The organism is Clostridium sp. AF50-3 (assembly GCF_003477445.1).
In the GTDB taxonomy this organism is placed as follows: domain Bacteria; phylum Bacillota; class Clostridia; order Lachnospirales; family Lachnospiraceae; genus Otoolea; species Otoolea fessa.
The window spans coordinates 19,454-46,321 of record NZ_QUDH01000011.1; the positions used below are offsets into that span (position 1 = coordinate 19,454).

A 26,868-nucleotide genomic window follows, 5' to 3' on the forward strand; every position below is an offset into this window, starting at 1 on the left:
GTATAACGGATCTCCTCTTATTTCTCAACCTGCCAGATTCTACGTTACTGTTCACGCATACGTGCCCAGTAACTACCCACGTTCCAGCACCGTCCCGACCAACACTGTGCAGTCATCCACCACACCCCCGTCCGAAAGCCCGGACGCAAACGCCAGGATCTGTTCTGCCAGTTCCTGCGGGTTGCCGCCGGAAAGGTTTGATATAAATTCCATGAACGTCTCTTCCTTGTGTTCCCCCGGCATCGCTTCGAGAATACCGTCGCTTATCATAATGATTTTTTCGCCGTCCCACATTTTCCGCGACATCAGAACCGGCTCCGCGTTCTGTACGATTCCCATCGGCAGCCCGCCTGCTTCCAGAAACTCAACGCCCTCACGCCCCAGAATAAAGGTCGGCACCGCGCCCAGCTTCATCGCTTCCAGCACACCTGTCCCCAGATCGATACAACATAGATCGATTGTTGCCGGATTCTGCTCCGTACCCGCCAGCAGAAGCACCGTATTTACCAATTTGAGCGCCGATCGTGCCGAAAATCCCGTCTCCAGCAGGCGCTGGGTCAGCTCAATGACCTTCTCGCTGTCCTCGCTGGCGCTTCTGCCGCTTCCCATGCCATCCGACAGGCTCATAATCACCTGCCCCGGAAGCCCGGTCTGCACCGTACACGTATCGCCTGAAATCGGTTCACCCTCCCTGGGGCTGCACGCCATGCCGTACACCATCCGGTATTTACCTTCTTCCACAAAACGGAAGGTCGCCGCATTGCGGGTGATCAGGCTTTTGCTGTCTTTCGCCACACTCCAGTGGCTTCCGGCGATCGCGCGTCCCAGAAGTTCCGCCACATCCCGCGCCGTCATGCATCGCCCGTTGACGCTGCGGAGTGTGAGAAACGCCTCCTTCTGCTGATTTTCATATTGAAGCACCAGCATGTTGTCCACGCGCAGATGGCTTCTGCGGAGTATCCCTGAAAGCACCTCCTCCCAGGATGCCGTCACATCCGCCGCCTGTTCCATCTGGTTGGAAAATTCCTCCAGAATCGCCGCCAGCTCCCGGAACTGGACGATCACCGCGTCCCGGCTTTCCAGAAAACGGTTTTTCCACCCCAGATTCATCGTCGCCCGCCCGAGACTCCGGTTCAATTCCCGCAAATATGCCTCTCTCTGGGAACAGATCTCATGAAACAGGCGAGGCATGTCCTCCAGGTCGATTTTCCCTTTCTGCTCGAACGTCCGAAGCAGATAATAGAGATAATAACTGTCGTCCCGGCGGCTGCCATAATACAGGTTGCACCGTGTACAATCGCCGCATACCGCCGACGCCGCCGTCTGCATTGCCGCCAGCCCGTCCTCCTTCGTCAGATGCCCCTGCCCGCCGATCTCATCCGCAAACGCCTGCGCCAGACCGCCCAGTGACAGTGCCATGCTCTTTAAACGTCTTGCCGTGTAGACGTTGACATCCGCCATATCTCTATGTAAAGTTCTCCGTTTAAGCACAAAAAATCCCTCCTAACCTGTATAACGCCATTATATACAGGCTGGAGAGAAATATTTGTCAAACGGACAGAGCAAAACCAGGGAAAACTTCGACATTTTCCGACACATCCAGGAATGCTGCTCCCCTGTGTGGCATGCCCCGGACATTCTATGATGCACCGCAAGCCTAATTCGAATTGGACGGTTTGAGCAGGATCTCATTGCGGTTTACAAGCCCCAGCTTCTCCTTCGCTACCTTCTCGATATACTGCTTGGTCTGCACGTATACGCGGTATTCCTCAAGCTGTTTGGCACGTTCTTCTTCTTTCGCAACCTGTGCCTCCAGATTTTCCTCACGAATTGAATAACTCCTATCCTTTTCCTTGAGATCGATGCCCTTGATGTGCACGGCAACCGCCAGACTCAGCACTACCATCGTAACGCCCACAAGCGCCATCCGGTTGTTTAAATTATCCTTTTTCTTTTTCCGCACATTTCCACCCGGTCTGCCTTCCGACATCTGTCTACGCATTCTCATCTCACTTCCTTTCCATGTTTTCTGCCTGTCCCCTTGTTGTACGTTTCTTTCCGGTCTTCTGGCTTTTTTTGCCTCTTCTTTTCATTTTAATCCATCCGCTGCATTTTTTCAATACCGCAAACAAAAGACGGCTGCCCGTCCGGTCATAAAACACCATGCCGCCCAGCACGCCCGCCACCGCATAGCCGCGCAAGACTCCGTCATTCTGCCCGAACAAAAGCCGGAACGTCGCAAAGCTGGCAAAAAGCCAATACGCCGCATCCTCCATGCCTGTCCAAAATGAGCCGTGCCGTACCAGCCACCGGAAGATCCTAAGCCCGTCATACATCATCATCAGCGCGATTCCCGTACACACACTGCCGCCAAGCAGCCATATTTCCCCTCTCACCGTCCCGCTCATCCGCCACCGCCTAACGGAACAGCCGTCCAAAGAACGACTCCTGCGATTTCCGGTGGGACTCATTGCAGGAATACGAAAAGCTTTCAAACTCGCCCTCAATATCCACTTCGCCCTTTTCCAACGTCAGACGGCTCACATGCAGAGCCTTCCCACGCACCGTCAGAAGCCCCATGTTTGTATCGAGAATCATCTGGTTCTCATCAAATGACACCACATCCTGGATCCCCGTCACACTCCCCTTTTCCCGGTTCAGAAGCTCCAGCTTGTGAGGTCTGGCATCCAATTTTTCTTCCATGCAAAAAACCTCCCAATTTATCTAACTTATAGCCTATAGCTGCCTATTGTTAAATATATTGGGAGGTTTTCAGGTTTATGAATGATTATCTGGCCGGTTCCCAGACACCGTCTGCATTTACATAATAGCCGTCCGGTGTCCACTCAGCCATATAAAGGGAGCCATATGGACGCCCTGCGCCCTCCATGTAAACCCAGGTTTTTAATGCTTCATCATACGCCCAGGTCGGCTGCGGTGCATCCGGATTTAAGTATACATAGCCCAAATCCGGAATCAGCTGCCACTCCGTCAGCATCTCTCCCGTTACCGGATCCAGATAATACCATCTGCCGTCCTGCGGATCCAGATACCAGCCCGTCCGCATGCCTGTGTTTTCGTCCACATAGTACCATTTGCCTGCGCTGTAATCATAGACCCAGCCCGTCCGGATATATCCGTCGGCTCCAAATGCCCACCATGCGCCCCGGAGCTGTTTCCACACAACCTGTTCAACCTGCCTGCCGGTCGCCGGATCCAGAACCAGGCTTCCGGACAGATACGTGCCATTTGACAGGCGGTAGCGCCATCCGGCACTCTCTTTTACCCATGTGCTGGTACTTCTGTCGCGGCCGGAAGTGGTCGTTCCCTGCGGATTGCCTGGGGTCGATGGATTCGGGTTCGACGGGTTGGGTTTCGTCGGATTGGACGGGTCAGACGATGCTTTCTTTGTCTGGACCGTTACCGCCTCGCTGGCTGCGGATGCCGTCGTATTGACACCTTCTTTGAGTCTCACATAGAAATTGTAAGTCGTTTCCGGTGTCAGCCCGGTAAATACCGGTGAATCCTGCCATTCTCCCTGATCCACGCAGTATTCCACTTCATATCCTGCCGGAATCGCGGTTCCATCCACAAATGCAGACGGTGCTTCCAGGGTCACGCTGGTGTCTGTCCACGCTGCTGCCTGCGGTGCTTTCGGGGTCTTTGTTGCTATTTTTTTGATCGTCAGGCGCACTGTAATCGGATCACTCTTATAATTTACGTTGCTGTCCGGGATCTTAATCCTACAGGAATACGTTCCCGCATTGGTCGGCGGTGTCGTGCTGAAATAAACGGTTCCGTTCACACCTTCATAGTGAACCTCATACTGACCCTGAAACTGTTCCGAAAGATCCTGTCCACCTATCGTTGCCTGAATTCCATCCCCCACAGACTTCGGCGTTCCATCGTAATCAACCTCTTTATCCGTACCATTCAGTGTAACCTTATCTTTGTCCCCAAAATACACATGTGTCTCAACATCCTGCGCCGGCATCTTAAAGGAAGCCGTCCATTTGCCATCGGATTCGGTAAATTTCGGCGGGTAAATAACTACAAGGAAACCACCGCTGTATGTAAGGCATGCATTCTTGTTCGGATTCTCCTTCATCTGTCTGACACCTTCATTTGTCAAGGTCGCCGTTACCACTTCCCCGGCTCTTGCCGCAGGCTTGTCCAGCATATAATAAGAACTGCTTTCCGGCTTCTTTGTGATCGAAAATATCGCAGTTTGATCATTCTTAACCTCGATATCCACAGCTACCATGCCCGGTCCAGCTAAGTATACATAGAGAGTCGGGAGACCGGTTGTATTATCTTTTTCGATGTAATAATCGCCGTTCTCTTTAAGTTCTGCTCTACTATTTACCTTGTTCGTTGTAACTGAACCTTTCTTATACAGCGACATTGATTTTATATTAAATTCTTTAAACAGCTTGCCATTGATAATCTTTGTTACTTCCAGAGAGCCAATATGGTCCACTCCACTCCACTCTTTGGTTTCAAAGGCTGCCGTTGTTCCCCAGGTACCCCATTCCTGTCCTACGAACCAGGTATACTGGTACGCGTTCATATTTTCCGCATAGGAAACCTGTACGGAGGCATCTGAACATGGCATCGTAAAGCAATACACCGTCGGATTCTCCAGATTGCAAATTGTCGCATTCACTTTTGAATTATTCTCACCGGTAATCGTTACTTCGCTTACGACATCTTTCGGATCCAGACCCGTAAATGCAAGGTACACTTTTTCTCCGGCTTTCCGTGAAAATGTAAATGTACCAGTTTCACTACCTATCGTAGAAATCGGATTTGTTTCCTTTTTTGCATCATCCAGGGATGCATACGCTTTCACAACTGCATTCAGGGAGTTTATCGTATTCTCCCGTCCTACTGTAACTGTGTGCTCCGCCGTATCAACTGTCAGCTGGCATTCTGCCTGCTTGGAAGGATCCGCCTTGCTGATGGCTGTGATTATATAGGTTCCATTTGCCACATCCGCAGCGGTTACCAAGCCGTCCTCTACCTTGACTGCCGGATCACTGCTTTTCCACGTCACTTCTCTGGACGCTCCGTTTGCCACATCGACGGTTGCAGTAAGCTGGACGCTTCCTCTTGGGTAAATCGTCTCATTGGTCTTATCCAGCGTAATTCCGGTAACCGAAGGTGTCAGATCCAGCGTCAGATCCGGACGTAAAGTCTGGTTTTTCAGAATCGGGAAGGCATACTCGCCGGTTGAATCCATCATCCAGGTAGAATCAAAATCCCAGCCCAGCCCCTTATAAAATGCCGGATTTTTCAGATCTGCCGCCGCTGCGTCCGCTCCATATAGCTTATCTGCCCCCATCATATCCGGTTCCGGGGTCAAAATCATTCCATCTGATTTTCTCGCAACTGTGCCGGCAAAGCCGTAGTTGTTCTGGTAACTTCCCGTTCTTCCACCAATCCGGTTGAGCGATCGCATCTCCGGGAAAATGCTGACACAGGAGGAAATCGAACCGTTGCTGGAAATGCCCGCCACGGATGCGCCAGTGGGATTTTTTGTCAGCGTTTCGCCTGCCGCGTAGCTGTGGGAGATCGTTACGTTGCCGCTTCCTACCAGTCCGCCGATATAATATCCCTTATCAACGTCCATATCCACAACTGCATAGCTGTTGTCAATGGTTGTAGTTCCACCGGTCCAACCGACCAAACCACCTGCAAATCCCTTGTCGGTGGTTCCTTTGATTTTAGCATCTGCATAGCAGGACTTAATATTTACCGAATAATTCGAATACTCCCTTACGTTTCCAATCAAACCTCCTGCCGATTCAATCTTATTTGTTCCATCTGCAGTTTCGATTGTTCCACTGACGTAACAATTTTCTACTGTCAGAGAACCATATACATCACCAACCAGGATGCCAACTCTCGCTTTATCGCCGGAAGCCTTAACCACCGCATTTTCTATGGTCAGATTCTTAATTTCACAATTCGAAGAAATTGCTCGAAACAATCCCACATAAGCATCGCCGACTACATTCAAGCCTTGAATCGTATGTCCGCATCCATCAAATTCAGCTCCGGCCTGATTAATCGGGGCAAAGTCGTGACCGCCCATACCAATATCGCACATCAGTTTCGCTTTCCAGTTTGAACTGTTCGTATCTCGGAAATACGCAAGCTCTGCCCCTGTACTAATTTGATAATAACCATTTTCATCTTTGGCCGGTTCCACAACCGCCTGTCCATCCCACTGATCCTGCACCCATACCGCCTTAAATGTCACATTTCCTTCCGGCATTGTATAACTTGCACCGCTGGCATATGTCTTAGTTTCGTCACTCCAGCCTCCAAAATTCATGCCGTATACCTTAAAGGTATTCTCCGGAAGCGTAATCACGGTTCCGGCTGCGGCATTTTCCAGTGTCGGCGCCTTTCCCTGTGAATCCTTACGTCCAGACGTAAAGGTAATTGCATACTTCGCCGCGATTGGAAGATTTATTTCGATTGTATCTGTTTCTGTTGACGCGCTATCAGCGGTATAGCTCAAAACAATCGTTCCCGTGATACTTCCGTTTTGTCCCGGATCTGTTCTGTCTGTTGCCGGTGTTAGCTTAAAACCTTTTTCATCGGACCACTTCGCCTGAATTTTGTTATTTGTGATAACAATCTGTACAACCTGCAAAATTTCCTCTGATGTCGTCTCATTTGTCACTGTCTTCGCCTGCAGCGCTGCCGCTACCGCTTTTTTGACATCCGCTAATGTCTGCTCGGAAAATTCATAGGTTCCACTCTTCTCTTCCTCGCTGTCATCATAGGTTGAACCATCGCCCGTTGCTTGGACTCCAAACGTATAGGTTCCGCTATCTGCAATCTGGGAGGTAAAATCGTAACTGGCTGCATCCGCCCCAAGTGTTACCCCAGCCCCCAGTGATGAACCATTCTTATAGAGCTGTACTTTATAACCCGACGCATTCTCAACCGGACTCCAGACGGCTTTTCCTTTTACTGTCTCATCCCATTTGACATCCGCAGGCGCTGCAAGCTGAACAAGATTCACCTCTTTTGTCAGCGTGATTGAGCCAATCAAGCTTCCCTTATAATGGACATAAAGCTGTTTTTCATTTATACTGCCAAGAGCCAGCGATTTAGCAAATCGAATCTTTATCCCCCATCCATTTTCTGTTTTTTCCACTCCAGAAATTGTAACTTCGCCATACTCCATTCCATCTTCCTCGGATGAAAGGGTAAAATCTTTCGGCTGCAAACTATCTGTTCCTGCATATATAAGTTTAATTTCCCCTTCTGCTGTGGCACTTTCCGCATCGGTTGTCTGGAAAGTTCCTGTCACAGTTTGTCTCGCAGGCATGGAAACCGGGTTGGCTTCCAAGGTGAAATCAAGGTTTCCTGGAATTGTAACACTATCTGTCCACGTCAGATATCCGGTCTTTTTGATTGTTACCGTATAAATTCCGTTTGCGAGTTCAATCTCAAAATCACCATCTGCATTGGTTGTGGTACTTTTTTCACTATTCCCCTTCTTAAAGATAATCTCCGCACCATCAAGTCCTGTTTCTCCAGAGCTTACAGTTCCTGTTACCATATTGGTTGCCTGGAGGTAATCTGGTAAATCATCACCTGAAAATATCACATCACCATTTGTTGTTTCCAGCGAAGGGAACTGATCTGCTTCAATTTTCCAGCTTGAATTTGAGTCATTTCCCCAGCCGATCTTGTTTTCCCAGAAATTGGTTGTTAAAAGTTCTGCTTTCGTGACACCTTCGCCATGGTGCTCTGTATGTTTGTTAGCAAAATTTCCATTATATCCGCCTGCCATATTTTGATAAGCATAATTTTGATTTCCTGATACATAAACGGTTGAATCTCCACTATAGCCAAAAATTCTATCTACATAACTACTAAGTTTTTTTGTGGAAACTGTTTTCTGTAATGCTACACTTTTTTCGATTATAACATTTACATTTCTTCCGCCAACTAAGCCACCGCAGCCACTATTACACTCTGTTGAAACACTTCCCATTGCCATGCAATTTTCAATGTTTAATATATTTTTTGCTGAAACCAATCCAACCAAACCACCAGCCAATGAATTTTGAGAATCTGAGCCTGTACTCTTAACATCCGCATTAACAACACAATTCTTTACCGTCAACGTGCTACTTGAAGGAACCTGTCCAATTAGTCCACCCGCTGCGTAGTTTCCTGTATTAAGAATCCCCGCATCATCATCGCCATTGTCCTTGGCACCTTCAACATAACAATTTTCAATGATGGCTGTACCTGCTGTCGTTCTAGCAATCGCGCCTACATGTTTGAAATTTTTCGCCTCTTTAATTTTCACATTCGATAAAACTAAATTTTTTACCGTTCCTTTCACACTGCTAAACAACGGCTGTGAAATTCCACTCAAAGTATAGCCATCACCGTCTAAGCAAGTTGTTAATGTTCTTTCCTCCCACGGGTCAACTTCGCTAAGATCAATATTATTCCCCAATTTAATATATTTATTTACATTAGAATTGTACTGACCACTTCCATTATACTGATTTTTATTTCCTTTACCCATGACGATAGACCACTGATCTGCCGTCGTAATCACATACGGATCTTCCAATGTACCGCTTCCCGTGATTCCTTCATCCGCATACAGCGCAATCCCCGCGTCTCCCACCTGCACATGGATCTCCGGCAAAGCAGTGTCTTCCGGTATCTCTTCGCTTTCCGGAATCACCGGAATATAGGTATAGATCGCCCCCTTGTATTCTTCATTGGCTTTATCGTAGCCTTCCCAGGTCTTTTCTTCGGTTTCTTCTGGTTCGCCGTCCTCATCGAAGCGGTCAAAATAGTCCTCCGGTGCCAGTCCGCCCTGAAATTCAGAATAGTCGCTGTTTTCCGCATCCAGTTTCCACGTGATACCCGACAAAGTCCGCTCGGTGGTTTCTTCTCCCATCGTCTCACGCACGGTAAGAGTCTCCGGGAACTGGATGTCGGATTCTTTGCTTCCAAGCGGGAGAAGCTGATCGGTGATCGATTCTTCCAACGGTGCAAATTCCAGCGTCGTTTTCGCCTGCTCTTCTTCCAGGACCGTGATCTGGATCACTGGAAGTTCATCCTCATCTACCTCATAATTGCTGCTTTTCAGCTCTGCGCGAAACAGGTAGATACCCGGATTTTCTCCATCATAACGGGATGCCTGGCTCTCTTCTGCATCCAGAACCCAGCGCACCTTTACTTTTCGCCAGAAACCTTTCTTTTCGCCAATCTCTTCCTCGGTCTTCTCATCCGTCTTGACATCTTCATTCAAATCTGCATTTCCACCCGAAGAACCGAAATCTGTCTTACCGGAATCATCTTTTTCATCGGATTCCTTCTTCCCAGAATCTGAATTTTCGCCCTTTTCATCCGATCCATTCTCTCCAGAATCCGAATCTTCGCCTTTTCCGTCCGATTCACCGTTCCCCGGATTTGCATTTTCATCCTGAGAGTCCCCATTTTCCGCCGAATTTCCATCTTTCCCAGAATCTCCCTGTTCACCTGAACCGGATTCCGCTTTCTCTAAGCCCTCTTCCCCTTCGCTTTTGTCTTTGCTATCCTCTCCGGCATCTTTTCCTTCAGTATCTTCTTTTTCTCCATTCTCTTCACTGTCTGTCTTTTCCAGCACGGCATCATCATTTGTGCGGTTGGCAAACGCAGCTACATTCTCATCGCTCCCTGCGTCAGGCACATCTTCGGTTTGCCCCCCCCCGCTGACAAAAACGTCTATGCTGTCCGGCATCTCCAGATCCTGATACCGGGTGCCATAGGGAACTTTCTGATACAGGACCTGTTCCGATAAGCTCTCGATCTCCCGGATCTGATAAAAATTCGTGTTCGCATAAACTCTAGGCACAGAGCCATATGAACTGCACGTTATCACCACCACCATTCCTGCTGCCAGGATTCTTCTTTTTCTCCTTCTCATACGCTTTTTTCCTCTCATTCTCGAAATGTTGATTATCCGTCATAAAGTGTGTATACACAAATGAGTCGTCACTATATTTATATTATAATAATCAACTCTCACAAATTCAAGACAGAATCTGTTCTTTTAAGCGCATAAAGAAAAACGAGACGACCGAAGTCGTCTCGTAAAAGTCTAACTTTGAGGGGGCACCTCAATTCTCTTGACTTCTTTTTTTATTTCCGTTCTTTATATGATTATTTCTCCAGGTTCTCCGGGGTTCTGCACCATGTCAGGAGCATTTCTTTTAAAAATTCCAGTTCCTGCGTGTGGTCTGCCTTGTGATCGTCCGCCCACACAATTCCCTGTGCATAGCGCTCAGCCACTGCCAGCATCGCAATCGCAACGCTTGTAAATAACTGCTGCTCCGGAATATCGGTCCGGATGCTTTTATCGCTCCTCGCCTGCTCATAGAACTTATGATACAGCGCTCCTGCCGGCTTCAAAACATCCAGATGTTCAGCCAGCGCTTCCCCCTTGACTTTCTCCCGGGAGATAAAGTTTTTATAGTTATTACTGAACCGGAGCATTTCCGGTCGTTCCCGGTAAATCCGGATGATCTGGTCCGTATAAAACTCAATGTACTGATACGCCGTGAATGATTCAAATATCTCCGGTCCCTTTTCTTCCAGAATCTCCTTCCAGAGATCGCCCCAGATTTTTCCGCTGATCGCTATCACAAGCTTGACCTTCGTCTGATAATAGTTATATAGGGTCGCAACGCCCACTTCCGCAGCGTCCGCCACCCTCTGTAAACTGACATTCTCGATCCCATATTGCGAAAACAGCCTGAATCCAGCTTCCATCAGCTGTTCTTTCCGGCGCATCGCCTCTTTTTCATCCCGCTCTATATTTCTTGGCATTTCGTCCTCCGCGCCTTTTACTGACGTCTCTTGGATTTTTACAGGTATTCAAACATTTCTTTGGCATCTTCCTTGCGGATGGTCTCCTGTACGCTTGTAACGCGGACCTTCACCGATTTATTGCCGAAAGCAATTTCAATCACATCCCCAACCTTAACCTCTGCACTGGCTCTTGCCACTTTATCATTCAGCATCACTCGTCCGCTGTCACACGCTTCATTGGCTACGGTTCTTCTCTTGATGATGCGGGACACTTTCAAATACTTATCTAGCCTCATATTTTTCCTTTCCATACCCCCTTGCAGGGCACTTTCATCCTGGCGGAATCCCTTCGCTCCTATAATACTAAAGCCCTCCATGATATTTCATCACGAAGGGCTGTCTGTCACACATATATGTCTGAGATAATTATGCGTTTACCATATCCTTTAATGCTTTACCAGCTTTGAACTTCGGAGTCTTGGAAGCTGCGATCGGCATGGTCTCGCCGGTCTTCGGGTTTCTTCCCTCTCTAGCTGCTCTCTCAGCTACCTCAAAAGTACCAAAGCCAACCAGCTGAATCTTTCCGCCCTTAACCAGTTCCTCGGATACTGCATCTGTGAAAGCCTTGATTGCCTTCTCTGCGTCTTTCTTGGAAAGCTCTGCTTTCTCAGCTACAACTGCGATTAATTCTGTCTTGTTCATCGTATATTCCTCCTAGCTTATATCTTTGCACATGAATCCTCTTAGTTTTCTTCGTACATGCCCGCAAATCTTACTTTACATTTATATACATTTCTCCTTGCTTTGTCAAGGTTTTTTGCACTTTTCCTCACATTCCGAACCGACAATCGTTACGACTCGCAAATAGGAATTTTCTAAACTGAAAATTCCGTACGATGCCGTTGAGGCAGCAGATTATTCCGATTTTAAATGCGAAACATCGCCAAAATCATAGTGTGAAGCACACGCAAGCACTTCACACTGTGATTTTTTGGTGAAAACCCGTGTAGTATCTGTGAAATCCCTTGTGCTTTTATCTCATTTCCGCTCATGTTTTCTATCGTTTTTGCATGCTTTTCTCCGTCTTTCAGAATATCGTTTTTACAGGCTTTCGTCAACCTTTTCGTTACAGTTACACTGTCTTCTTTACTTGCCTGAATCCCATTCTTATGGTAAGATCAAATAATGTATATCCGGCCTATTACGGCAAACATATAGAAAGGCTGAAAATTATTATGAAAAAGCAAAAACTATCTTCCCTTCTGCCTATCGCTGTATTTCTGATCTTTTATCTGGGGCTAGGAATCTGGTCAGAATATATCATGAAGATCCCGATGGGCTTTTACAACATTCCGATTGTTGTCGCATTTATGCTTGCGATCCTGACGGCCTGTTTCCAGAACCGTTCTCTTCCTTTGACCGGAAACTGGAGCTGATGGGGCAAGGCATCGGAGATAAGAACATCATCACCATGCTTCTCATCTTCCTGACAGCCGGAACCTTTGTCGGTGTCGTAGGACGAAGCAGTGCTGAAAGCGTTGCTTATCTGATGCTGTCTCTTATCCCGGCCCGTTTTTCCGTTGCTGTTCTCTTTGTGGTAGCGTGCTTTGTCTCTACCTCCATGGGAACCTCCGTTGGAACCATCACCCTGATCGTTCCGATTGCCACTGCCGTATCTGAGACCTCTGGTTTCTCTCTGGCCCTTTGCGTCGCATCTGTCATCGGCGGTGCCATGTTTGGAGATAATCTCTCTTTCATCTCCGATACAACCATCGCAGCCTGCAACGGTCAGGGATGTGCTATGAAGGATAAATTCCGTGAGAACTTCGGCATCGCACTTCCGGCTGCCATCGCTTCCCTGGCACTTATCCTGGTCGTTTCCTTCCATCAGGATCCGGGAGCTGCCATCATAAAACCATACAACCTGATTCAGCTGATCCCCTATCTTCTGGTATTAGCAGGCGGCATTGCCGGTATTCAGGTATTTGTCGTTCTGTTAGTCGGAATCGTATCCGGTGCCATCATTATGCTGGGCTCCGGCCAGACTACTCCCTGGGAAATGCTTACCAACATGGGTTCCGGCACTTCCGGCATGTTTGAGACCAGTATGGTTGCCATCTTAGTTGCAGCTATGTGCGCACTGATCCGTGAAAACGGTGGCTTCGACGTTCTTCTTAACGTTATTCATCGCATCTTCCGTGGAAAACGCGGCGGTCAGTTTGGTGTCGGCCTTTTAGTTACCCTGCTGGATATCGCAACTGCCAATAACACAGTAGCTATCGTTATGGCTAATCCTATTGCAAAGGAAATTTCTGAAGATTATGGCATCAGTGCCAGAAAGACAGCCTCCCTTCTGGATACCTTTTCCTGTATCTCCCAGGGAATCCTGCCTTACGGTGCTCAGATGCTGGTAGCATTATCGGCGGTTCATGAGCTGGGCTATGAACTGTCTGCCTTTGAGGTCATGCCGCTTCTGTTCTATCCAAGCATGCTGTTTATCAGTTCTTTAATCTGTATCTTTCTGCTTCCAGAGCGCGGAGACCGTGTCAAAGCAAAAAAATAACAGCGGAACCCTTTCCACTGCACACATAAACGCATTGAGGCATAAAGAAGAGCTGTCCGACTTTCTCGTCATCAGACAGCTCTTTTATGAAATATCTCGAAGTTTCACTATATAACCTCTCTTTCTTAATTTTAACAAAAAAGGGGCGTGTTCACAATTTATTTACTCATGCGTTTGTCGTGCGCCTTGCTGTGCTTTTTCTGTGAAAAATCATGGAGTATCTGTGAACTCCCCTGCGCTTTCGTCTGTTTTTCGATATATCTGTTATATCAAATACCAGTTTTTATCAAATACAGGACTATCAAAAACAGGATCGATGGACAACCTCCCAGGAGTTTTATCTCTCTTTACGTTTTCCATCGATCCCGTCTTTTTTTCTCTCACCGCCTGTTTCCAGGCAGATTTATCTCATTTATCTTTTTTTATCCTTCCATCTGACGTCCCAGAAATCCGGCTGCCGTCGCTGCCAGCTTCATCTCCGCCCCTCCAAGCGCCTGCTTTGCCTCCCGGCTGAGGAGAATCACCGCCCCGATGGCATCTCCCTCGCTCAAAATCGGCACAATCACCTCGGCGCTGCTCTCCTCCACCTCATCCGAGGTAATCGGGATAAATGCTTTTTCTCCCCGCGCCGCACAGATATTCTGACGTTCGGAGACTGCCAGCTCCAGCGCCCGGCTGATCGTCTTCTGGTAATATTCCTTCTTTGGTCCCCCGGATACCGCGATGATCTGATCCCGGTCCGCGATGCAGACCATCAGCCCCGTGGACTGCGCCATCGCCTCCGCGTACTGCACGGCAAATGCCGCCAGCTCCACCATCGGTGAATATTTTTTCAATATAATCTCGCCCTCGCGGTCCGTGAATATCTCAAGCGGCGTCCCTTCCCGAAGGCGCAGCGTCCGGCGTATCTCTTTCGGGATGACAACGCGACCCAGATCATCGATTCTTCTCACAATTCCTGTAGCTTTCATGATTCTTCCTCCTGCATACCACGTTTGCCATATCGTGTGTCTTATGGGTAGTATGTGGAAATGCAGGCGGATTATACATCTGAAATGGTTCGTCCTAATTTTAGAACTGAAAATTTTTGCGTTTTTTATTCCTGCCGTTTCTTCGGATTCGGATTGATCGCCACACCGCGGTTGATGTCGCCCTGTAAATTCTTGCCGAACTGGTAATCATTACCCGGAAGAATCACATTGAGCAGAACGCCCGCAATCGCTGCGATCGCAAGGCCTGTCAGGGTAACCGAGGTTCCTGCCGCCTCAAAGGTCAGACCGCCGGAGAATCCCAGCCCGCAGACCAGAATTACCGCAGCGATTACCAGGTTCCGGGATTTGGTTAAATCCACCTGGTTTTCGACCACGTTGCGGACACCGATCGCGGAGATCATACCGTATAGCATGAAACTAACGCCGCCGATGATGGCAGACGGCATCGAACCGATGACCTCTGCCATCTTCGGAATAAAGCTCAGAATCACCGCAAAGACAGCTGCAATCCGGATGACACGCGGGTCATGAACACGGCTTAATTCCAGAACGCCCGTATTTTCACCGTAAGTCGTATTGGCAGGACCGCCAACGAGTGCCGACAGAGATGTTGCGATACCATCGCCGACCAGCGTCCGGTGCAATCCCGGATCCGCAAGGAAATTTTCTCCGACCGTCGCGGAGATCGCCGACATATCGCCGATATGTTCCATCATCGTCGCAAGCGCAATCGGCGCCATTACCATGACCGCCGTCGGGTCAAATTTGCACAGCTGGAACGGAGGAAGTCCGACCCAGGAAGCCGTCGCTACCTCTGAGAAATTCAGGATCGCACTTCCGTCCGGGTTTGTCATTCCCATCATCTGGAAGACTGCTGCCGCTGCATAGGAGATCACAACGCCCATCAGAATCGGAATGATCTTGAACATTCCCTTGCCCCAGATATTAAAAACGATGATGGTTCCCAGCGCGATCAACGCAATCAGCCAGTTTGTCGATGCGTTGGCGATCGCGGACGGCGCCAGTGAAAGACCGATACAGATAATGATCGGACCTGTCACAACCGGCGGCAGATAGTGCATGACGCGCTCCACGCCTGCCAGCTTGATGATCAGCGCCAGAATCAGGTACAGTGCACCCGCTACCACGATACCGCCGCAGGCATATGGCAATTTCTCGCCCATCGTCATATCTGCAAAAATACCGCTGTCCAAGTTTGCCACCGTCGCAAATCCACCGAGGAATGCGAACGAGGAACCGAGGAACGCCGGGACTTTTAACTTAGAGCAGGCATGGAAAAACAGTGTTCCCAGACCCGCACACATCAGCGTTACCTGAATCGAAAGTCCCTCTCCCTCAAAATAGGTATTGACCAGAATCGGTACCAGGATCGTCGCGCCGAACATCGCGAACATATGCTGCAAACCTAAAAGCAGCATCTTCGGCAGACCCAGTGTTCTGGCGTCTTTAATGACCATGTCGTTTTCATTCATTTTAGATAGATACCTCCAACAATTCCCTTCATTTTGTAATGTATATAATTTTCATTCTCCAGAATATCCTTTTTGGCTTCATTCGTCAACCTTTCTGCCGCGCTTGCTTCGATTTTCTGTAAACAAAACAAAGAATGTGCCTTTTTGTGTAATGGGGAATTCCAAGGAATTTCCTATTGCACAAAAAAAGAGCTGTCCGACTTTCTCGTCATCAGACAGCTCTTTTATGAAATATCCCGAAGTTTCACTATATAACCTCTCTTTCTTTTATATTTTGTTTTAAATGTGCTATGGACCTCTTCCTTTCATATGAATCTCCTCCTTTGATTACATGTATCTATGTAAACTCTTTTAGAGATTGTATGATGATGGATTCCATCGATACCGATTTTTATCTTTTTATTTATTGGATAAATTCGGTTTTTAAAACCATGATCATGTTTTTTAGTAACTAACTATCCCATTGGACTGTCCTCCTTGTTCCTTATTTCGTCCTAGAAACTATGGTAACCGTTTGTTGGGGTTATCTCTGTTTCTTTTGATGGTTTTATTTTACTAGATAATTTCCATTTTGTCAAGTATTATTTCTAATTATTTTTCATATTTTTCTTTATTTATCTGATTATATTTTTGTAATTGTTGTGTATTTCTGTTTTATTTGCTCTGTTTCTAACTATTATTGCGCTTTACGATCGCAATTTCTTGTATTTCTTGTTTTATAGGGCGCAATTTCCTGTAAAATGAAGAAAGTCCCATGAACAAATCATGTGCCTTGACACATCCGGGCTTCTCGCACGGCCGCTTGCGGCATGTTTCTTCTTCGCGTGAGTACGCATCCCGCAGAGCGTTTTGTCATAGGATGAAGCTTCCTATGACAAAAAAGAACCACCCCAAAAGAATATGCCGATACCGAACTACCTCTTCTGGAAATGGTTCTATTTTCTTCTATCTTCCCTAGTGGAACTGGAACACGATTCCAGTCACAGCCGCCACCACGATGTAGAGGATCGGGTGCTTTTTCCATTTGACTAAGCCGTACCAGATCGCAAGTGCCAGTACGATCGCCTTCCAGTTGATGATGGAAAACAGCTTGGAAAGCACCAGGCTGCCATCCTCGCCGACATGGAGGAACGCTATCTTTGCCACGCCGATACCGGCTGCCGCAATCAGGGCGGTAGATGCCGCGCGAAGTCCATAGAGCGCATTCTGTACGATCGCGGATGATTTAAATTTATCGAGAATCTTCGAGATAATCACAATGATGATGACCGACGGAAGCACCAGTGAGAGTGGCGCTGCCAGTCCGCCGAGAATCCCCTTAATATGGAAGCCGACGTAGGTCGCCATATTGACTCCCATCGGTCCCGGTGTGGACTCGGAGACAGCGATCATGTTGGAAATATCATTAAAGGTATACCATCCCGTCTCCTTGGAAATATTGTAAAGGAACGGGAGGGTCGCCAGTCCGCCTCCGATCGCAAACAGTCCGCAGCAGAAGAAGCGGAAGCATAATTCAAGTATCAGCATCATTTCTTCTCCCCCTTTCCGCCCTTCAGTACAATCCCGATCGCACCCGCCACAACAACAAGAAGCGCTGGGGAAACCGATGTAAACAGTGCCAGTACAAACACAACCGCCGCAATCGCGATCGCCCCTTTATCAACCAGCGATTTCTTTGCCAGTTTGACAACCGCACTGCCGATCAGCACACAGACGCAGGCGCGGATGCCTGCAAAGGCGCTGCTCACAGCGCTAAGTTCAATAAAGTTCGAGATAAATGCCGCGATAATCATAATGATGACAAGCGACGGTGCAATGACTCCCAGCGTCGCCGCAATCGCCCCCGGAATCCCCCGATTCTTATAACCGACAAACGTCGCCGTGTTGACCGCGATGATACCCGGTGTACACTGACCAATCGCGTAGTAATCCATCAATTCTTCATCCGTCGCCCAATGGCGTCCATTGACTACCTCTTTCTGCAGCATCGGCAGCATCGCATATCCGCCGCCGAAGGTAAACCCTCCGATTCTGGCAAACGTCAGAAACATATCCAGCAGTTCTTTCATTTCTGCCCACTCCCTTCCGTATTATCCCTACACTTTTATTTCTCTGGAATTTCCAGTATATACCTGCTTATGTATCATACCAGAATTCAAGGAGCCTGAAAAATACCATTCGGATATAGAATATATATCAGAAAAATATAGTTCGCCTGTTATTCTATCGGATTTTGTTATATAATATATCTGCCGTATACACAGTTTTACAACGAATCCGAACAGGAAGGAGCATTTATGGAACTTCGCCAGTTATCCTACTTCACCACCATCGTCAACGAGGGAAATATTTCCCAGGCAGCCAAAAAACTGAATATCTCACAACCGCCGCTCAGCCACCAGATGAAGCTTCTGGAGGCAGAACTGGGTGTGACGCTATTTGAACGCGGTTCCCGCCGCATCCGACTGACACCTGCTGGAAAGACGTTCTACGACCGGGCGCTTGCGATCCTCGATCTGAGCCAGGCTGCCCGCACGGAGCTGACTGCACAGAAACAGGAGATTCAGGGCGTTGTGCGCCTTGGCATCATCTCCTCCGCCGTCGAATTTGTGACCCGGCATTATCTTGCCCCATTCCGGCGATCCTATCCCAAAGCCCTGTTTGAACTCCATGAGTCCAATTCCTACCACCTGCTCGATCTGCTTCACTCCAACCAGATCGACCTCGCCGTGATCCGGACGCCATTTGCCAAAGCCGGGCTGGAGATGCAGACACTGCCGCCGGAGGCATTTCTGGCGATCGGGCGCGAAATGATCTGGAGCCATTACCAGGAATGCCCGAATGCCCTTCTGACCGACATTCCTCCATCCGACACTGGTTCTGTGATTCAAAGTTCCCACCCTATGCCTGCATCCGACGCTTCCGAACCACAAAAAAGCCATACGCCCACATCTCTTCCCCTCTCCGCCCTCACCCGCGCGCCGCTCATTCTTTACCGCCGCTGGCAGCCGCTGATTCTGGGATATTTTGAGGAACAGGCGCTGGAACCGAACATCGTCTGCATTGCCGAAGATGCCAGAACCGCCCTTTTATGGGCGTCCGAAGGCTGGGCATCGCGCTCGCGCCTGAATCTGCCCTCTGTTTAAATTCCGATCCCGCCCTGATCCGCCGGATCATCACCCAGCCGCTGATCCACTCAAGTATCTGTCTGGTCAAACGGAAGGAACGGAGTTTATCGCTGGTGGGGAATGCGTTTTTCCAAAGTTTCCATGCCACCGCTATTTCATAAAGAGGATGCGGACAATCTTCTGCTCCGGCAGAAACAACCGCAGCTGCTACCGATACACCGGCGGAAGATACGACCGCTTCCTCCGATGAAACGAAAGAAATCGGCAGTAAACGAACCAATTTTCGTTTACTGCCGATGCTTTTACGCCTCTTTCGTCCCTTTATTCTTTCGATCCAGAATAACCAGAACCACAATCAGCGCTGCGAATCCCACGCCGGTTCCCACCCAGCCATTGGCGGTAATTCCGGCCGCCAGATAACCGAGGAAACAGCACGCCGCTACGCACAGCACATACGGGATCTGGGTCGATACGTGGTTGATGTGGTGGCACTGGGCGCCAGCCGACGCAAGGATGGTCGTATCCGAGATCGGGGAAACATGGTCGCCGCAGACCGCACCTGCCAGAATCGAAGCCGTCACGATCGTAAGGCTGTTCATATTTTCAGCGCCAACCACCGCAAATGCAATCGGAAGCAGAATACCGAAGGTACCCCAGGACGTACCGGTCGAGAACGCCAGCCCCGCCGCGATGACGAACATCAGGGCCGGCATCAGGGAGCCGACCAGCGCATTGCCGCCCACTACCTCTTTGACATAGCCGCCGATGTTTAAGTAATCCGCACTGCAGATACCAGACAGAGTCCAGGCAAGGCACAGAATCATGATCGCCGGGATCATCGCCTTGACGCCGATCGTGAAGGATTCACAGAACTCATTGAACCGGATGACACGGCGGATCATGTAAAATGCAAAGATAAACACCAGTGTGAAGAAGGAACCAAGCACCAGGCTCAGTGCCGAATCACAGTTGGCGAACGCCTCGACCAGACCAACTCCGTCCAGGATGCCGCCTGTATACAGCATACCGCTGACGCAGAACGCAATCAGAACCAGGATCGGAAGAATCAGATCGATAACCTTTCCGTTGCCGGAGATCTCCATCGCCTCCGCCTCGACCGTCGTCTCTTTTCCGGTCTTTTTCACCTGTTCTTCATAGCGTTTCATCGCCGCGAAATCAAAATCGCCTGCTACCAAAAAGAGCATGAAGCAGATCGTGAGAAGCGCATACAGATTAAACGGAATCGTGTGAAGGAACAGACTGAAGCCGTCCACTCCGCTGTCCTCCGGAAGCGAAGAACCGACCGCTGCCGCCCAGCTTGAGATCGGCGCGATGATACAGATCGGCGCCGCCGTCGCATCGATGATGTAGGCTAACTTCGCACGTGTGATCTTGTGCTTGTCCGTCACCGGACGCATAACCGTGCCGACGGTCAGGCAGTTAAAATAGTCATCCACGAAAATCAGCATTCCGAGGAACATGGTTGCAAACAGCGCGCCCTTCTTCGTGCGGATCGCGTGGGACGCCCACTCACCATAAGCCTTCGACGCACCAGACTTTGTGATCAGTGCTACCACGATGCCGAGAAATGCCAGGAAAAGCAGAATGTTGACATTGCCCCCGATCTTCTCGCCCATGATCGCGATCATTGTTTCCACCGCATGAAGCGGATTTGGACCCGTAAATAAAAACGCGCCCGACATAATACCTATCAGCAGAGACAGGTACACCTCTTTCGTAATCAATGCAAGCGCAATGGCTACGATAGGCGGTATTAAAGAAAAAATCGTACCGCTCATAATTACCCCCTTATGGATTATCTGTACACATTCGGGCAAATTCTGCCCGTTTTTGAGCACACTATATCTACATAATAAATGTCCCCGGGCACTTTGTCCAGCGTCCGGGGACATTTTTTCATATTTTCTCTCTTTTTACTTTCTTTTCCTGCTTTTTACTCTGCTTTCTCCAGCTCTGCCAGTTCCAGAGCTGTCGCCTCGTATTTGGCAAGAATGACATTTTGAATCATGTCTCTGGTTTCCGAATTAATCGGGTGGGCAATATCCCGGTATTCTCCATCCGCAGCCTTACGGCTCGGCATAGCAATAAAAAGTCCTTTCTCTCCCTCAATAACCTTGATATCATGAACCACAAATTCATTGTCAAGTGTGATGGATACGATGGCTTTCATCTTACCTTCCTTCTCTATCCGCCGCACTCTTACGTCTGTAATCTGCATACCCATTTACCCCTTCCGTCTGTTCTTTGATGTACCCTATAATGTAAACCGCTCGTTCTTCTCAATGACAATCTTTACATCTTCCGGCGTACCGATGTGCGTCGTGTTGGCGCGGATCGTATCACGGCTCTCTACAATACAATTCTCAATCACTGTATTGTCCCCGATGTAAACATCATTTAAAATAACAGAATTCCGGATGATACAGTTATTGCCTACATATACCTTCTTAAACAGAACCGAGTTCTCCACCGTACCATTTAAGATACAGCCGCTGGATACCAGGCTGTTCTTGACATTTGCACCCGGATTGTATTTTGCCGGCGGAAGATCATCTACCTTGGAGTAGATCTCCGGGTATTCCTTGAAGAAATAGTGGCGTACATCCGGTTTTAGGAAATCCATGTTCGTCTTGTAGTACGAATCAACCGAAGCGATGTTGCTCCAGTAAGTTCCTAACTTATACGCGTAAATGCGTTTGAGGTTCTTATATCTGACTAAAATATCGGTAACAAAATCATACCGATCCTCTGCTGCACAGCGCTCCAGAAGTTCGATGAGCTGACGGCGGCGGATTACATAGATACCGCAGGAGATCATGCTGGAGGTCGCCAGCATCGGTTTTTCCTCAAAATCTGTGATACGTCCGTCATCATTTAACTTCACCAGACCGAAGCGGGTAACGTCCTCCTCCGGAGGCATCTCCTTGCATACTACGGTAATATCCGCTTTCTTTTCAATATGATACTCCAGTACCTTGCCGTAATCCAATTTATAGACACAGTCGCCGCCTGCAATGACCACATACGGCTCATGACTTTTCTTTAAGAAATCGAGGTTCTGATACAGCGCATCTGCGGTACCGCGGTACCAGTCGCTGCTCTCTGCCGTGATCGTCGGTGTGAATACATACATGCCGCCCTGCTTACGTCCGAAATCCCACCACTTGGAAGAACTCAAGTGCTCATTCAGGGAACGGGAGTTGTACTGCGTCAGTACCGCCACACTCTGGATGTGGGAATTGCTCATATTGCTCAGAGCAAAATCGACACTGCGGTAGCTGCCTGCGATAGGCATCGCTGCGATGGCTCTCTTATTGGATAATTCTCTCATTCTCTTGCTGTTGCCGCCAGCTAAAACAATCCCGATCGCTCTCATTGTATTCCACCTGCCTTTATGATATAATCGCCGCTCTCCAGCTCGCCGCCGTGATAATCGTCTGCCGTCGTCACACCGGAAATCGCTGTGTTCCGTCCTATCTTCACTCCATCCGGTATCACGGAGCGCTCTCCGATCGTTACCAGATCGAACTGATATACCTTCTTGTCGTACTTGCTCTCGGCATATTCTCCGACGCCGACCTCGGCATTCTCACCGATGGTAACGTCCTCCGCCACGATCGCCTTATCCACAACCGTGCCAGCGCCGATCGTCGTGCCCTTCATGATGATCGAATCACGGATCACCGCACCTTCTCCGATCGTAACGCCTGCTCCGATGACCGAGTTAATGACTTCGCCGTATACCTCGGTGCCCTCGCCGATGATACTGCGCTCTATCTTGGACTGCTCCGATATAAATTGTGGGGGAATAATATCGCTCTTCGTGTAAATCTTCCAGTATTCTTCATACAGGTTGAACTCCGGAATGATGTCGATCAGTTCCATGTTTGCCTCCCAGTAGGAGCCAAGGGTTCCGACATCTTTCCAGTAGCCGTTGTACTCGTATGCGAAGATACGTTTTCCAGCTGCATGGCAATACGGGATAATGTGCTTTCCAAAATCACATCCAGGCTCGTCCGAGAGCTTGATGAGCGCTTCCTTGAGCACCTTCCAGCTGAATATGTAAATACCCATGGAAGCTAAATTGCTGCGCGGATTCGCCGGTTTCTCCTCAAACTCCGTAATGCGGTTGTTGTCATCGGTTATAACGATACCGAAACGGCTTGCCTCCTCCATCGGAACCTGCATCGCCGCGATCGTCACATCCGCATTGTTTGCTTTGTGGTATTCCAGCATTACCTCGTAGTCCATCTTGTAGATGTGGTCGCCGGACAAAATCAGCACATACTCTGGATTGTACGTTTCCATGTATTCCAGATTCTGGTAGATCGCGTTCGCCGTACCGGTGTACCAATCGCTTCCTTTGCTCCGCTCATACGGCGGAAGTACCGTCACACCACCTACGTTGCGGTCCAGATCCCACGGAATACCGATTCCAATATGTGCATTCAGCCGCAGCGGCTGATACTGGGTCAGAACGCCTACCGTGTCCACTCCCGAATTGATACAGTTACTTAACGGAAAATCGATGATTCGATACTTTCCTCCGAAAGAAACCGCAGGTTTTGCTACTTTTTGAGTTAAGACACCCAGACGACTGCCCTGTCCGCCTGCCAACAGCATAGCTATCATTTCCTTTTTAATCACGATATCACCCCTCGATGCTCACATATAATGTGTATTTTAAACCTGTTTTTATTATAACATACTTCACGAAAATAGTGAACAAATTTTTAATAGAATTTGTCCCAATTTTGTACATTTTCCGACATTTTTCGTTCCTTTTACATAATATTTTCGTAATTCCGGGATGTGGAATCTGAGAGTGAACCTCCCGTGAACTGAAAAAAAGCCCTGAATCTGAGACACTTTTGACTCAAAAGCATTTCCGATTCAAGGCTTTTTTACTGTATACTCTTTCTCAATTCTTCCAGACTCATCGAATCTGCAATCCGCGGCAACTCCTCCTGTAAGATATGGACAAAGTCCTGTATATACATCGGATGCATCGCATTCCGATGGCTGACCAGCTCGATCTTTAACTCCCGTCCCAAGTTCCGGATCGGGAACATATAGAGTTCATCCTCCGGTTTACAGGTCTGATTGTGACGGTACGCGGCTGCCAGCAGCATTTTCGGGCACAGCGCCGCACAGATGCCGGACGCGCAGAGCAGAATCTGCGTCTCACTATCACTGATGTTATAGATGACATTAAGCTTTACATTATAACTGTCCAGATATTCCTGAATCGCATGGTTGACTTTTCCGGTCTTGAAACTCTGCGTAAACGGAATGTTGGAAAACCGTTTCAGATCAATCCCATCCTCCATCTGCCGGATCTCCTGCTTGCTAAATTCCCGCCTCAAAAGCTTGGCGGAGATAACCAGGATGATCTCATCCGTCGTCAGGGTCTGGATTTTATAATCCGGATGCGGTGACGTATTGACCCCGATAAATAAATCTACCTGTCCGTTCAACAGGCGTTCCTCCAGAATCTGTGTGTCCTCCTCCGTAAAGGATATATTTACCTCGGGTAACACTGGTAATATCGCGGCAGCACACGGGGCAGTATGATCGGCGCGCGGGATGTACTGATTCCCAAGGTAAAACCGCCCACCGTCCCCTCCGCTATCCCCGCTAGACTCCGGCTCATACTCGTCTCCATAATCTGGATATTTAACAGGTTATGAAGCATGATCTCGCCAGCCTGTGTCAGACGGAATTTGGGACGCCGCTCAAACAACACGACATTATACTCTTTTTCCAGCCTCTTTATATGATCGCTGGCGCACTGCTGTGTAATATGAAGCTCATTTGCAGCTTTTGTAATACTCATTTCTCTGGCTACCACCAAAAAAACTTCGAATCCTATTTTCATTGTTTCCTCCGCCAGTTCTCAGTTCTATCTATTTTCTTATTCTAACCAAAAGGAGCCGTAAAAAAACAGCGCATTGACCTTTCAAGTCTCTTCTGCTGTCTTTTCATAGCCCCTTTTTCTTACGTATTTTTCTAATACTTAGTATCCGTACCCCATTAGTCTCGGAAGCCATGTGATGATTCCCGGTACATATGCAAATACAAACAGAAGCAATATTTCCGTCAAAAGGAACGGAAGCGCTCCCTTTACAATCTGTTTAAAATTCAAGCCTGAAATCGAAACCGCCGTAAACAGATTATATCCAAACGGAGGTGTTACGAATCCAACTACCAGGCAAATACAGAACAGCATACCGATGTGGAGTTCATTACATCCGAGTGCAATTCCAACCGGAATTAAAATTGGTGCCAGAATCAGAGTTGCCGCTACGTTATCCATCAGACAGCCTACAATTAAGAGCACTACAACTAGTACGAAGAGATAAAGTGCCTGGCTGCCACCTACGAAGCTGATAAATGCATTGGAAATCACGATTCCGATCTGGGATTTCGATACAACCCAGGAGAACAGGGACGCCGCCGCGATGATGAAATTGACCATTGTCGATGTTTTCAGGGAATTGATCAGGATCTTCGGTAAATCTTTTACTTTCAGTTCTTTCAATGCAAAACCCAGAATCAGCGCATAAACAATGCCGACCGCTGCGGATTCGGTTGGTGTAAAGATACCGCCATAAATACCGCCTAGAATCAGAACCGGAAGTCCCAGAGCGCCCAGCGCTTTCCAGAACAATTTCATGGATTCTTTAAAATCAAACTTCATCGTCTTCGCATGTTTCAGAACCTCCGGATTCCTGTATGCGAATACGACATTGACTAACGATAACGCCAGTGCGATAACAAGTCCCGGGACAACCCCTGCCATAAACATTGCCGGAATTGAAAGATTCATTGTAACTCCATAAATAATCATGGGAATACTCGGAGGAATGATTGGTCCCAATGCACCTGCCGATGCAACTAACCCCGCGCTCGTTTCTCTGGAATAACCTGCCTTCAGCATAGAAGGAAGCATAATTGAACCAATCGCTGCTACCGTCGCCGGACCGGAGCCCGTCAGCGCTGCAAAGATCGCACAACTGAATACGGTTACAATTCCAAGTCCGCCCGGAAGCCAGCCTAAAATACTCTTCGCCCAATCGGTCAGACGTTTGGAAATACCACCGAAATCCATCAGGTTTCCTACCAATATAAACAGTGGGACTGCAAGCAGTGTGAAGGAGTTAAGACCGTAAATCAGCCGCTGTGCGACTACCAGCATACTTCCTCCCGTTGTCGCCAGATATGCCATTCCGGCAGAAAGGATTGCAAATGCAACCGGAATGCCTAAAAGCATCAGACCAAATAATACTACTAATACAAGTGTCATAATACCGGTTTATCCTCCTTTCTCTCTGTCGCTGATACGATCATCGCAATCGCTACAAATGCCTGAAACATCAGAAGGATTCCGCCGACTGCCACGGAGGAATTGATACACCACATCGGGACAGAAAGCGCGGTGCTCAAGTTGGTTCTGGAGCTGTACGCAAGCTTTAAGCCTGCGTACAGCATTACGGTTCCATCAAAAAAGATAACTAATTCAATGATAATATCGACAATTTTTCGAAGCGTTCCATGCATCAGATCCAGGATTGCTGTTACTGTAGCATGTCCGCTTCCCTCAATCAACAAGGAAGCACCCAGCATATGCATCCAGATAAAACAGTACCGGGCAAGTTCTTCGCTCCATGACAGTGAATTATTCAGAATGAAGCGGAAAAACACCTGTGCCACACAGGCAACAATCAGGACAATAAAGATCACCATTCCTATGTAACTGACGCACTTATTAATTATGTCTGAAACCTGCTCTAATTTTTTCATGCTGTCAAACCCTCTTTCTGCAA

The 26,868-nt window shown here is 48.3% G+C and carries 23 protein-coding genes; 3 read left to right on the plus strand and 20 right to left on the minus strand.

The window, feature by feature from the left end; genetic code table 11:
* Positions 1-72: 72 nt before the first annotated feature.
* From DW085_RS12500 to DW085_RS12535, 8 genes are all read right to left on the minus strand, one after another.
* Positions 73-1,491 (minus strand): SpoIIE family protein phosphatase, encoded by a 1,419-nt coding sequence (locus DW085_RS12500; RefSeq protein ID WP_118293769.1) that lies wholly within the window; start codon positions 1,489-1,491, stop codon positions 73-75.
* A 166-nt stretch (positions 1,492-1,657) separates the two neighbouring features.
* A complete protein-coding gene (locus tag DW085_RS12505) occupies positions 1,658-2,008 on the minus strand; it encodes a septum formation initiator (RefSeq protein WP_347474443.1) in 351 nt (116 codons plus the stop codon).
* Position 2,009: 1 nt separating this feature from the next.
* The gene (gene yabQ / locus DW085_RS12510) at positions 2,010-2,408 is read right to left on the minus strand and encodes a spore cortex biosynthesis protein YabQ (protein ID WP_022360388.1); all 399 of its coding nucleotides are present in this window, start codon (positions 2,406-2,408) and stop codon (positions 2,010-2,012) included.
* A 10-nt stretch (positions 2,409-2,418) separates the two neighbouring features.
* Positions 2,419-2,703 carry a sporulation protein YabP gene (gene yabP, locus DW085_RS12515; RefSeq protein ID WP_022360387.1) on the minus strand — a complete coding sequence of 95 codons (285 nt, stop codon included), beginning with the start codon at positions 2,701-2,703 and terminating at the stop codon, positions 2,419-2,421.
* A gap of 85 nt (positions 2,704-2,788) precedes the next feature.
* Positions 2,789-9,961, minus strand: a complete 7,173-nt coding sequence (locus DW085_RS12520; RefSeq protein ID WP_182430876.1) for a carboxypeptidase regulatory-like domain-containing protein — start codon at positions 9,959-9,961, stop codon at positions 2,789-2,791.
* A 236-nt stretch (positions 9,962-10,197) separates the two neighbouring features.
* Complete coding sequence (locus tag DW085_RS12525) at positions 10,198-10,863, minus strand: TetR/AcrR family transcriptional regulator (protein WP_107001694.1); 666 nt, start codon at positions 10,861-10,863, stop codon at positions 10,198-10,200.
* 38 nt (positions 10,864-10,901) lie between these two features.
* The gene (locus tag DW085_RS12530; RefSeq protein WP_022360641.1) at positions 10,902-11,141 is read right to left on the minus strand and encodes an RNA-binding S4 domain-containing protein; all 240 of its coding nucleotides are present in this window, start codon (positions 11,139-11,141) and stop codon (positions 10,902-10,904) included.
* 130 nt (positions 11,142-11,271) lie between these two features.
* Complete coding sequence (locus tag DW085_RS12535; RefSeq protein WP_022360642.1) at positions 11,272-11,547, minus strand: HU family DNA-binding protein; 276 nt, start codon at positions 11,545-11,547, stop codon at positions 11,272-11,274.
* Positions 11,548-12,080: 533 nt separating this feature from the next.
* Here DW085_RS12535 and DW085_RS20610 point away from each other — a divergent pair.
* Complete coding sequence (locus DW085_RS20610; protein WP_347475081.1) at positions 12,081-12,281, plus strand: hypothetical protein; 201 nt, start codon at positions 12,081-12,083, stop codon at positions 12,279-12,281.
* On the plus strand, positions 12,281-13,408 hold the full coding sequence (locus DW085_RS12540) for a Na+/H+ antiporter NhaC family protein (RefSeq protein ID WP_347475082.1): 1,128 nt from the start codon (positions 12,281-12,283) through the stop codon (positions 13,406-13,408). Before DW085_RS20610 ends, DW085_RS12540 begins: the two co-directional genes overlap by 1 nt.
* A 422-nt stretch (positions 13,409-13,830) precedes the next feature.
* Here the strand turns inward: DW085_RS12540 and spoVT are convergent, their stop codons facing one another.
* The 4 genes from spoVT to DW085_RS12560 form a co-directional block, all read right to left on the minus strand.
* Entirely contained in the window at positions 13,831-14,379 is a 549-nt protein-coding gene (spoVT, locus tag DW085_RS12545; RefSeq protein ID WP_107001695.1) for a stage V sporulation protein T, read from the minus strand.
* Between the two features lie 125 nt (positions 14,380-14,504).
* Positions 14,505-15,893: a uracil-xanthine permease family protein gene (locus DW085_RS12550; RefSeq protein ID WP_107001696.1), complete on the minus strand. Its 1,389-nt coding sequence runs from the start codon at positions 15,891-15,893 to the stop codon at positions 14,505-14,507.
* A 954-nt stretch (positions 15,894-16,847) separates the two neighbouring features.
* The gene (locus DW085_RS12555) at positions 16,848-17,423 is read right to left on the minus strand and encodes a chromate transporter (RefSeq protein ID WP_207655665.1); all 576 of its coding nucleotides are present in this window, start codon (positions 17,421-17,423) and stop codon (positions 16,848-16,850) included.
* Positions 17,420-17,962: a chromate transporter gene (locus DW085_RS12560; protein ID WP_107001697.1), complete on the minus strand. Its 543-nt coding sequence runs from the start codon at positions 17,960-17,962 to the stop codon at positions 17,420-17,422. Before DW085_RS12560 ends, DW085_RS12555 begins: the two co-directional genes overlap by 4 nt.
* A 228-nt stretch (positions 17,963-18,190) precedes the next feature.
* Here DW085_RS12560 and DW085_RS12565 point away from each other — a divergent pair, with 228 nt between their 5' ends.
* Positions 18,191-19,039: a LysR family transcriptional regulator gene (locus DW085_RS12565; protein WP_118492969.1), complete on the plus strand. Its 849-nt coding sequence runs from the start codon at positions 18,191-18,193 to the stop codon at positions 19,037-19,039.
* 284 nt (positions 19,040-19,323) lie between these two features.
* Here DW085_RS12565 and DW085_RS12570 read toward each other — a convergent pair whose 3' ends face one another.
* The 8 genes from DW085_RS12570 to DW085_RS12605 form a co-directional block, all read right to left on the minus strand.
* Positions 19,324-20,820, minus strand: a complete 1,497-nt coding sequence (locus tag DW085_RS12570) for a Na+/H+ antiporter NhaC family protein (protein ID WP_107001699.1) — start codon at positions 20,818-20,820, stop codon at positions 19,324-19,326.
* 155 nt (positions 20,821-20,975) lie between these two features.
* Positions 20,976-21,260, minus strand: a complete 285-nt coding sequence (spoVG, locus tag DW085_RS12575; RefSeq protein ID WP_107001781.1) for a septation regulator SpoVG — start codon at positions 21,258-21,260, stop codon at positions 20,976-20,978.
* 36 nt (positions 21,261-21,296) lie between these two features.
* Positions 21,297-22,418, minus strand: a complete 1,122-nt coding sequence (glgD, locus tag DW085_RS12580) for a glucose-1-phosphate adenylyltransferase subunit GlgD (RefSeq protein WP_022359575.1) — start codon at positions 22,416-22,418, stop codon at positions 21,297-21,299.
* Positions 22,415-23,689 carry a glucose-1-phosphate adenylyltransferase gene (locus DW085_RS12585; RefSeq protein WP_118473001.1) on the minus strand — a complete coding sequence of 425 codons (1,275 nt, stop codon included), beginning with the start codon at positions 23,687-23,689 and terminating at the stop codon, positions 22,415-22,417. Before DW085_RS12585 ends, glgD begins: the two co-directional genes overlap by 4 nt.
* A 257-nt stretch (positions 23,690-23,946) precedes the next feature.
* Positions 23,947-24,582: a substrate-binding domain-containing protein gene (locus DW085_RS12590; RefSeq protein WP_347475083.1), complete on the minus strand. Its 636-nt coding sequence runs from the start codon at positions 24,580-24,582 to the stop codon at positions 23,947-23,949.
* The gene (locus DW085_RS12595; protein WP_118482239.1) at positions 24,567-24,920 is read right to left on the minus strand and encodes a LysR family transcriptional regulator; all 354 of its coding nucleotides are present in this window, start codon (positions 24,918-24,920) and stop codon (positions 24,567-24,569) included. Before DW085_RS12595 ends, DW085_RS12590 begins: the two co-directional genes overlap by 16 nt.
* A 138-nt stretch (positions 24,921-25,058) precedes the next feature.
* The gene (locus tag DW085_RS12600; RefSeq protein WP_207722853.1) at positions 25,059-26,348 is read right to left on the minus strand and encodes a TRAP transporter large permease; all 1,290 of its coding nucleotides are present in this window, start codon (positions 26,346-26,348) and stop codon (positions 25,059-25,061) included.
* The gene (locus DW085_RS12605) at positions 26,345-26,845 is read right to left on the minus strand and encodes a TRAP transporter small permease (protein WP_107001703.1); all 501 of its coding nucleotides are present in this window, start codon (positions 26,843-26,845) and stop codon (positions 26,345-26,347) included. Before DW085_RS12605 ends, DW085_RS12600 begins: the two co-directional genes overlap by 4 nt.
* Positions 26,846-26,868: the final 23 nt, after the last annotated feature.

What these genes read in the sequence shown, in the direction of transcription:
- DW085_RS12560 (WP_107001697.1), bottom strand. Translation starts at nt 17,962, where the DNA reads ATGAAAGAACTGCTGGATATGTTTCTGACGTTTGCCAGAATCGGAGGG.
- DW085_RS12555 (WP_207655665.1), bottom strand. Translation starts at nt 17,423, where the DNA reads ATGATGCTGATACTTGAATTATGCTTCCGCTTCTTCTGCTGCGGACTG.
- DW085_RS12535 (WP_022360642.1), bottom strand. Translation starts at nt 11,547, where the DNA reads ATGAACAAGACAGAATTAATCGCAGTTGTAGCTGAGAAAGCAGAGCTT.
- DW085_RS12520 (WP_182430876.1), bottom strand. Translation starts at nt 9,961, where the DNA reads ATGAGAAGGAGAAAAAGAAGAATCCTGGCAGCAGGAATGGTGGTGGTG.
- DW085_RS12570 (WP_107001699.1), bottom strand. Translation starts at nt 20,820, where the DNA reads ATGAGCGGTACGATTTTTTCTTTAATACCGCCTATCGTAGCCATTGCG.
- DW085_RS12505 (WP_347474443.1), bottom strand. Translation starts at nt 2,008, where the DNA reads ATGAGAATGCGTAGACAGATGTCGGAAGGCAGACCGGGTGGAAATGTG.
- DW085_RS12540 (WP_347475082.1), top strand. Translation starts at nt 12,281, where the DNA reads ATGGGGCAAGGCATCGGAGATAAGAACATCATCACCATGCTTCTCATC.
- DW085_RS12530 (WP_022360641.1), bottom strand. Translation starts at nt 11,141, where the DNA reads ATGAGGCTAGATAAGTATTTGAAAGTGTCCCGCATCATCAAGAGAAGA.
- DW085_RS12605 (WP_107001703.1), bottom strand. Translation starts at nt 26,845, where the DNA reads ATGAAAAAATTAGAGCAGGTTTCAGACATAATTAATAAGTGCGTCAGT.
- DW085_RS12600 (WP_207722853.1), bottom strand. Translation starts at nt 26,348, where the DNA reads ATGACACTTGTATTAGTAGTATTATTTGGTCTGATGCTTTTAGGCATT.
- spoVG (WP_107001781.1), bottom strand. Translation starts at nt 21,260, where the DNA reads ATGCAGATTACAGACGTAAGAGTGCGGCGGATAGAGAAGGAAGGTAAG.
- glgD (WP_022359575.1), bottom strand. Translation starts at nt 22,418, where the DNA reads ATGAGAGCGATCGGGATTGTTTTAGCTGGCGGCAACAGCAAGAGAATG.
- yabQ (WP_022360388.1), bottom strand. Translation starts at nt 2,408, where the DNA reads ATGAGCGGGACGGTGAGAGGGGAAATATGGCTGCTTGGCGGCAGTGTG.
- DW085_RS12525 (WP_107001694.1), bottom strand. Translation starts at nt 10,863, where the DNA reads ATGCCAAGAAATATAGAGCGGGATGAAAAAGAGGCGATGCGCCGGAAA.
- DW085_RS12595 (WP_118482239.1), bottom strand. Translation starts at nt 24,920, where the DNA reads ATGAAAATAGGATTCGAAGTTTTTTTGGTGGTAGCCAGAGAAATGAGT.
- yabP (WP_022360387.1), bottom strand. Translation starts at nt 2,703, where the DNA reads ATGGAAGAAAAATTGGATGCCAGACCTCACAAGCTGGAGCTTCTGAAC.
- DW085_RS12550 (WP_107001696.1), bottom strand. Translation starts at nt 15,893, where the DNA reads ATGAATGAAAACGACATGGTCATTAAAGACGCCAGAACACTGGGTCTG.
- spoVT (WP_107001695.1), bottom strand. Translation starts at nt 14,379, where the DNA reads ATGAAAGCTACAGGAATTGTGAGAAGAATCGATGATCTGGGTCGCGTT.
- DW085_RS12565 (WP_118492969.1), top strand. Translation starts at nt 18,191, where the DNA reads ATGGAACTTCGCCAGTTATCCTACTTCACCACCATCGTCAACGAGGGA.
- DW085_RS20610 (WP_347475081.1), top strand. Translation starts at nt 12,081, where the DNA reads ATGAAAAAGCAAAAACTATCTTCCCTTCTGCCTATCGCTGTATTTCTG.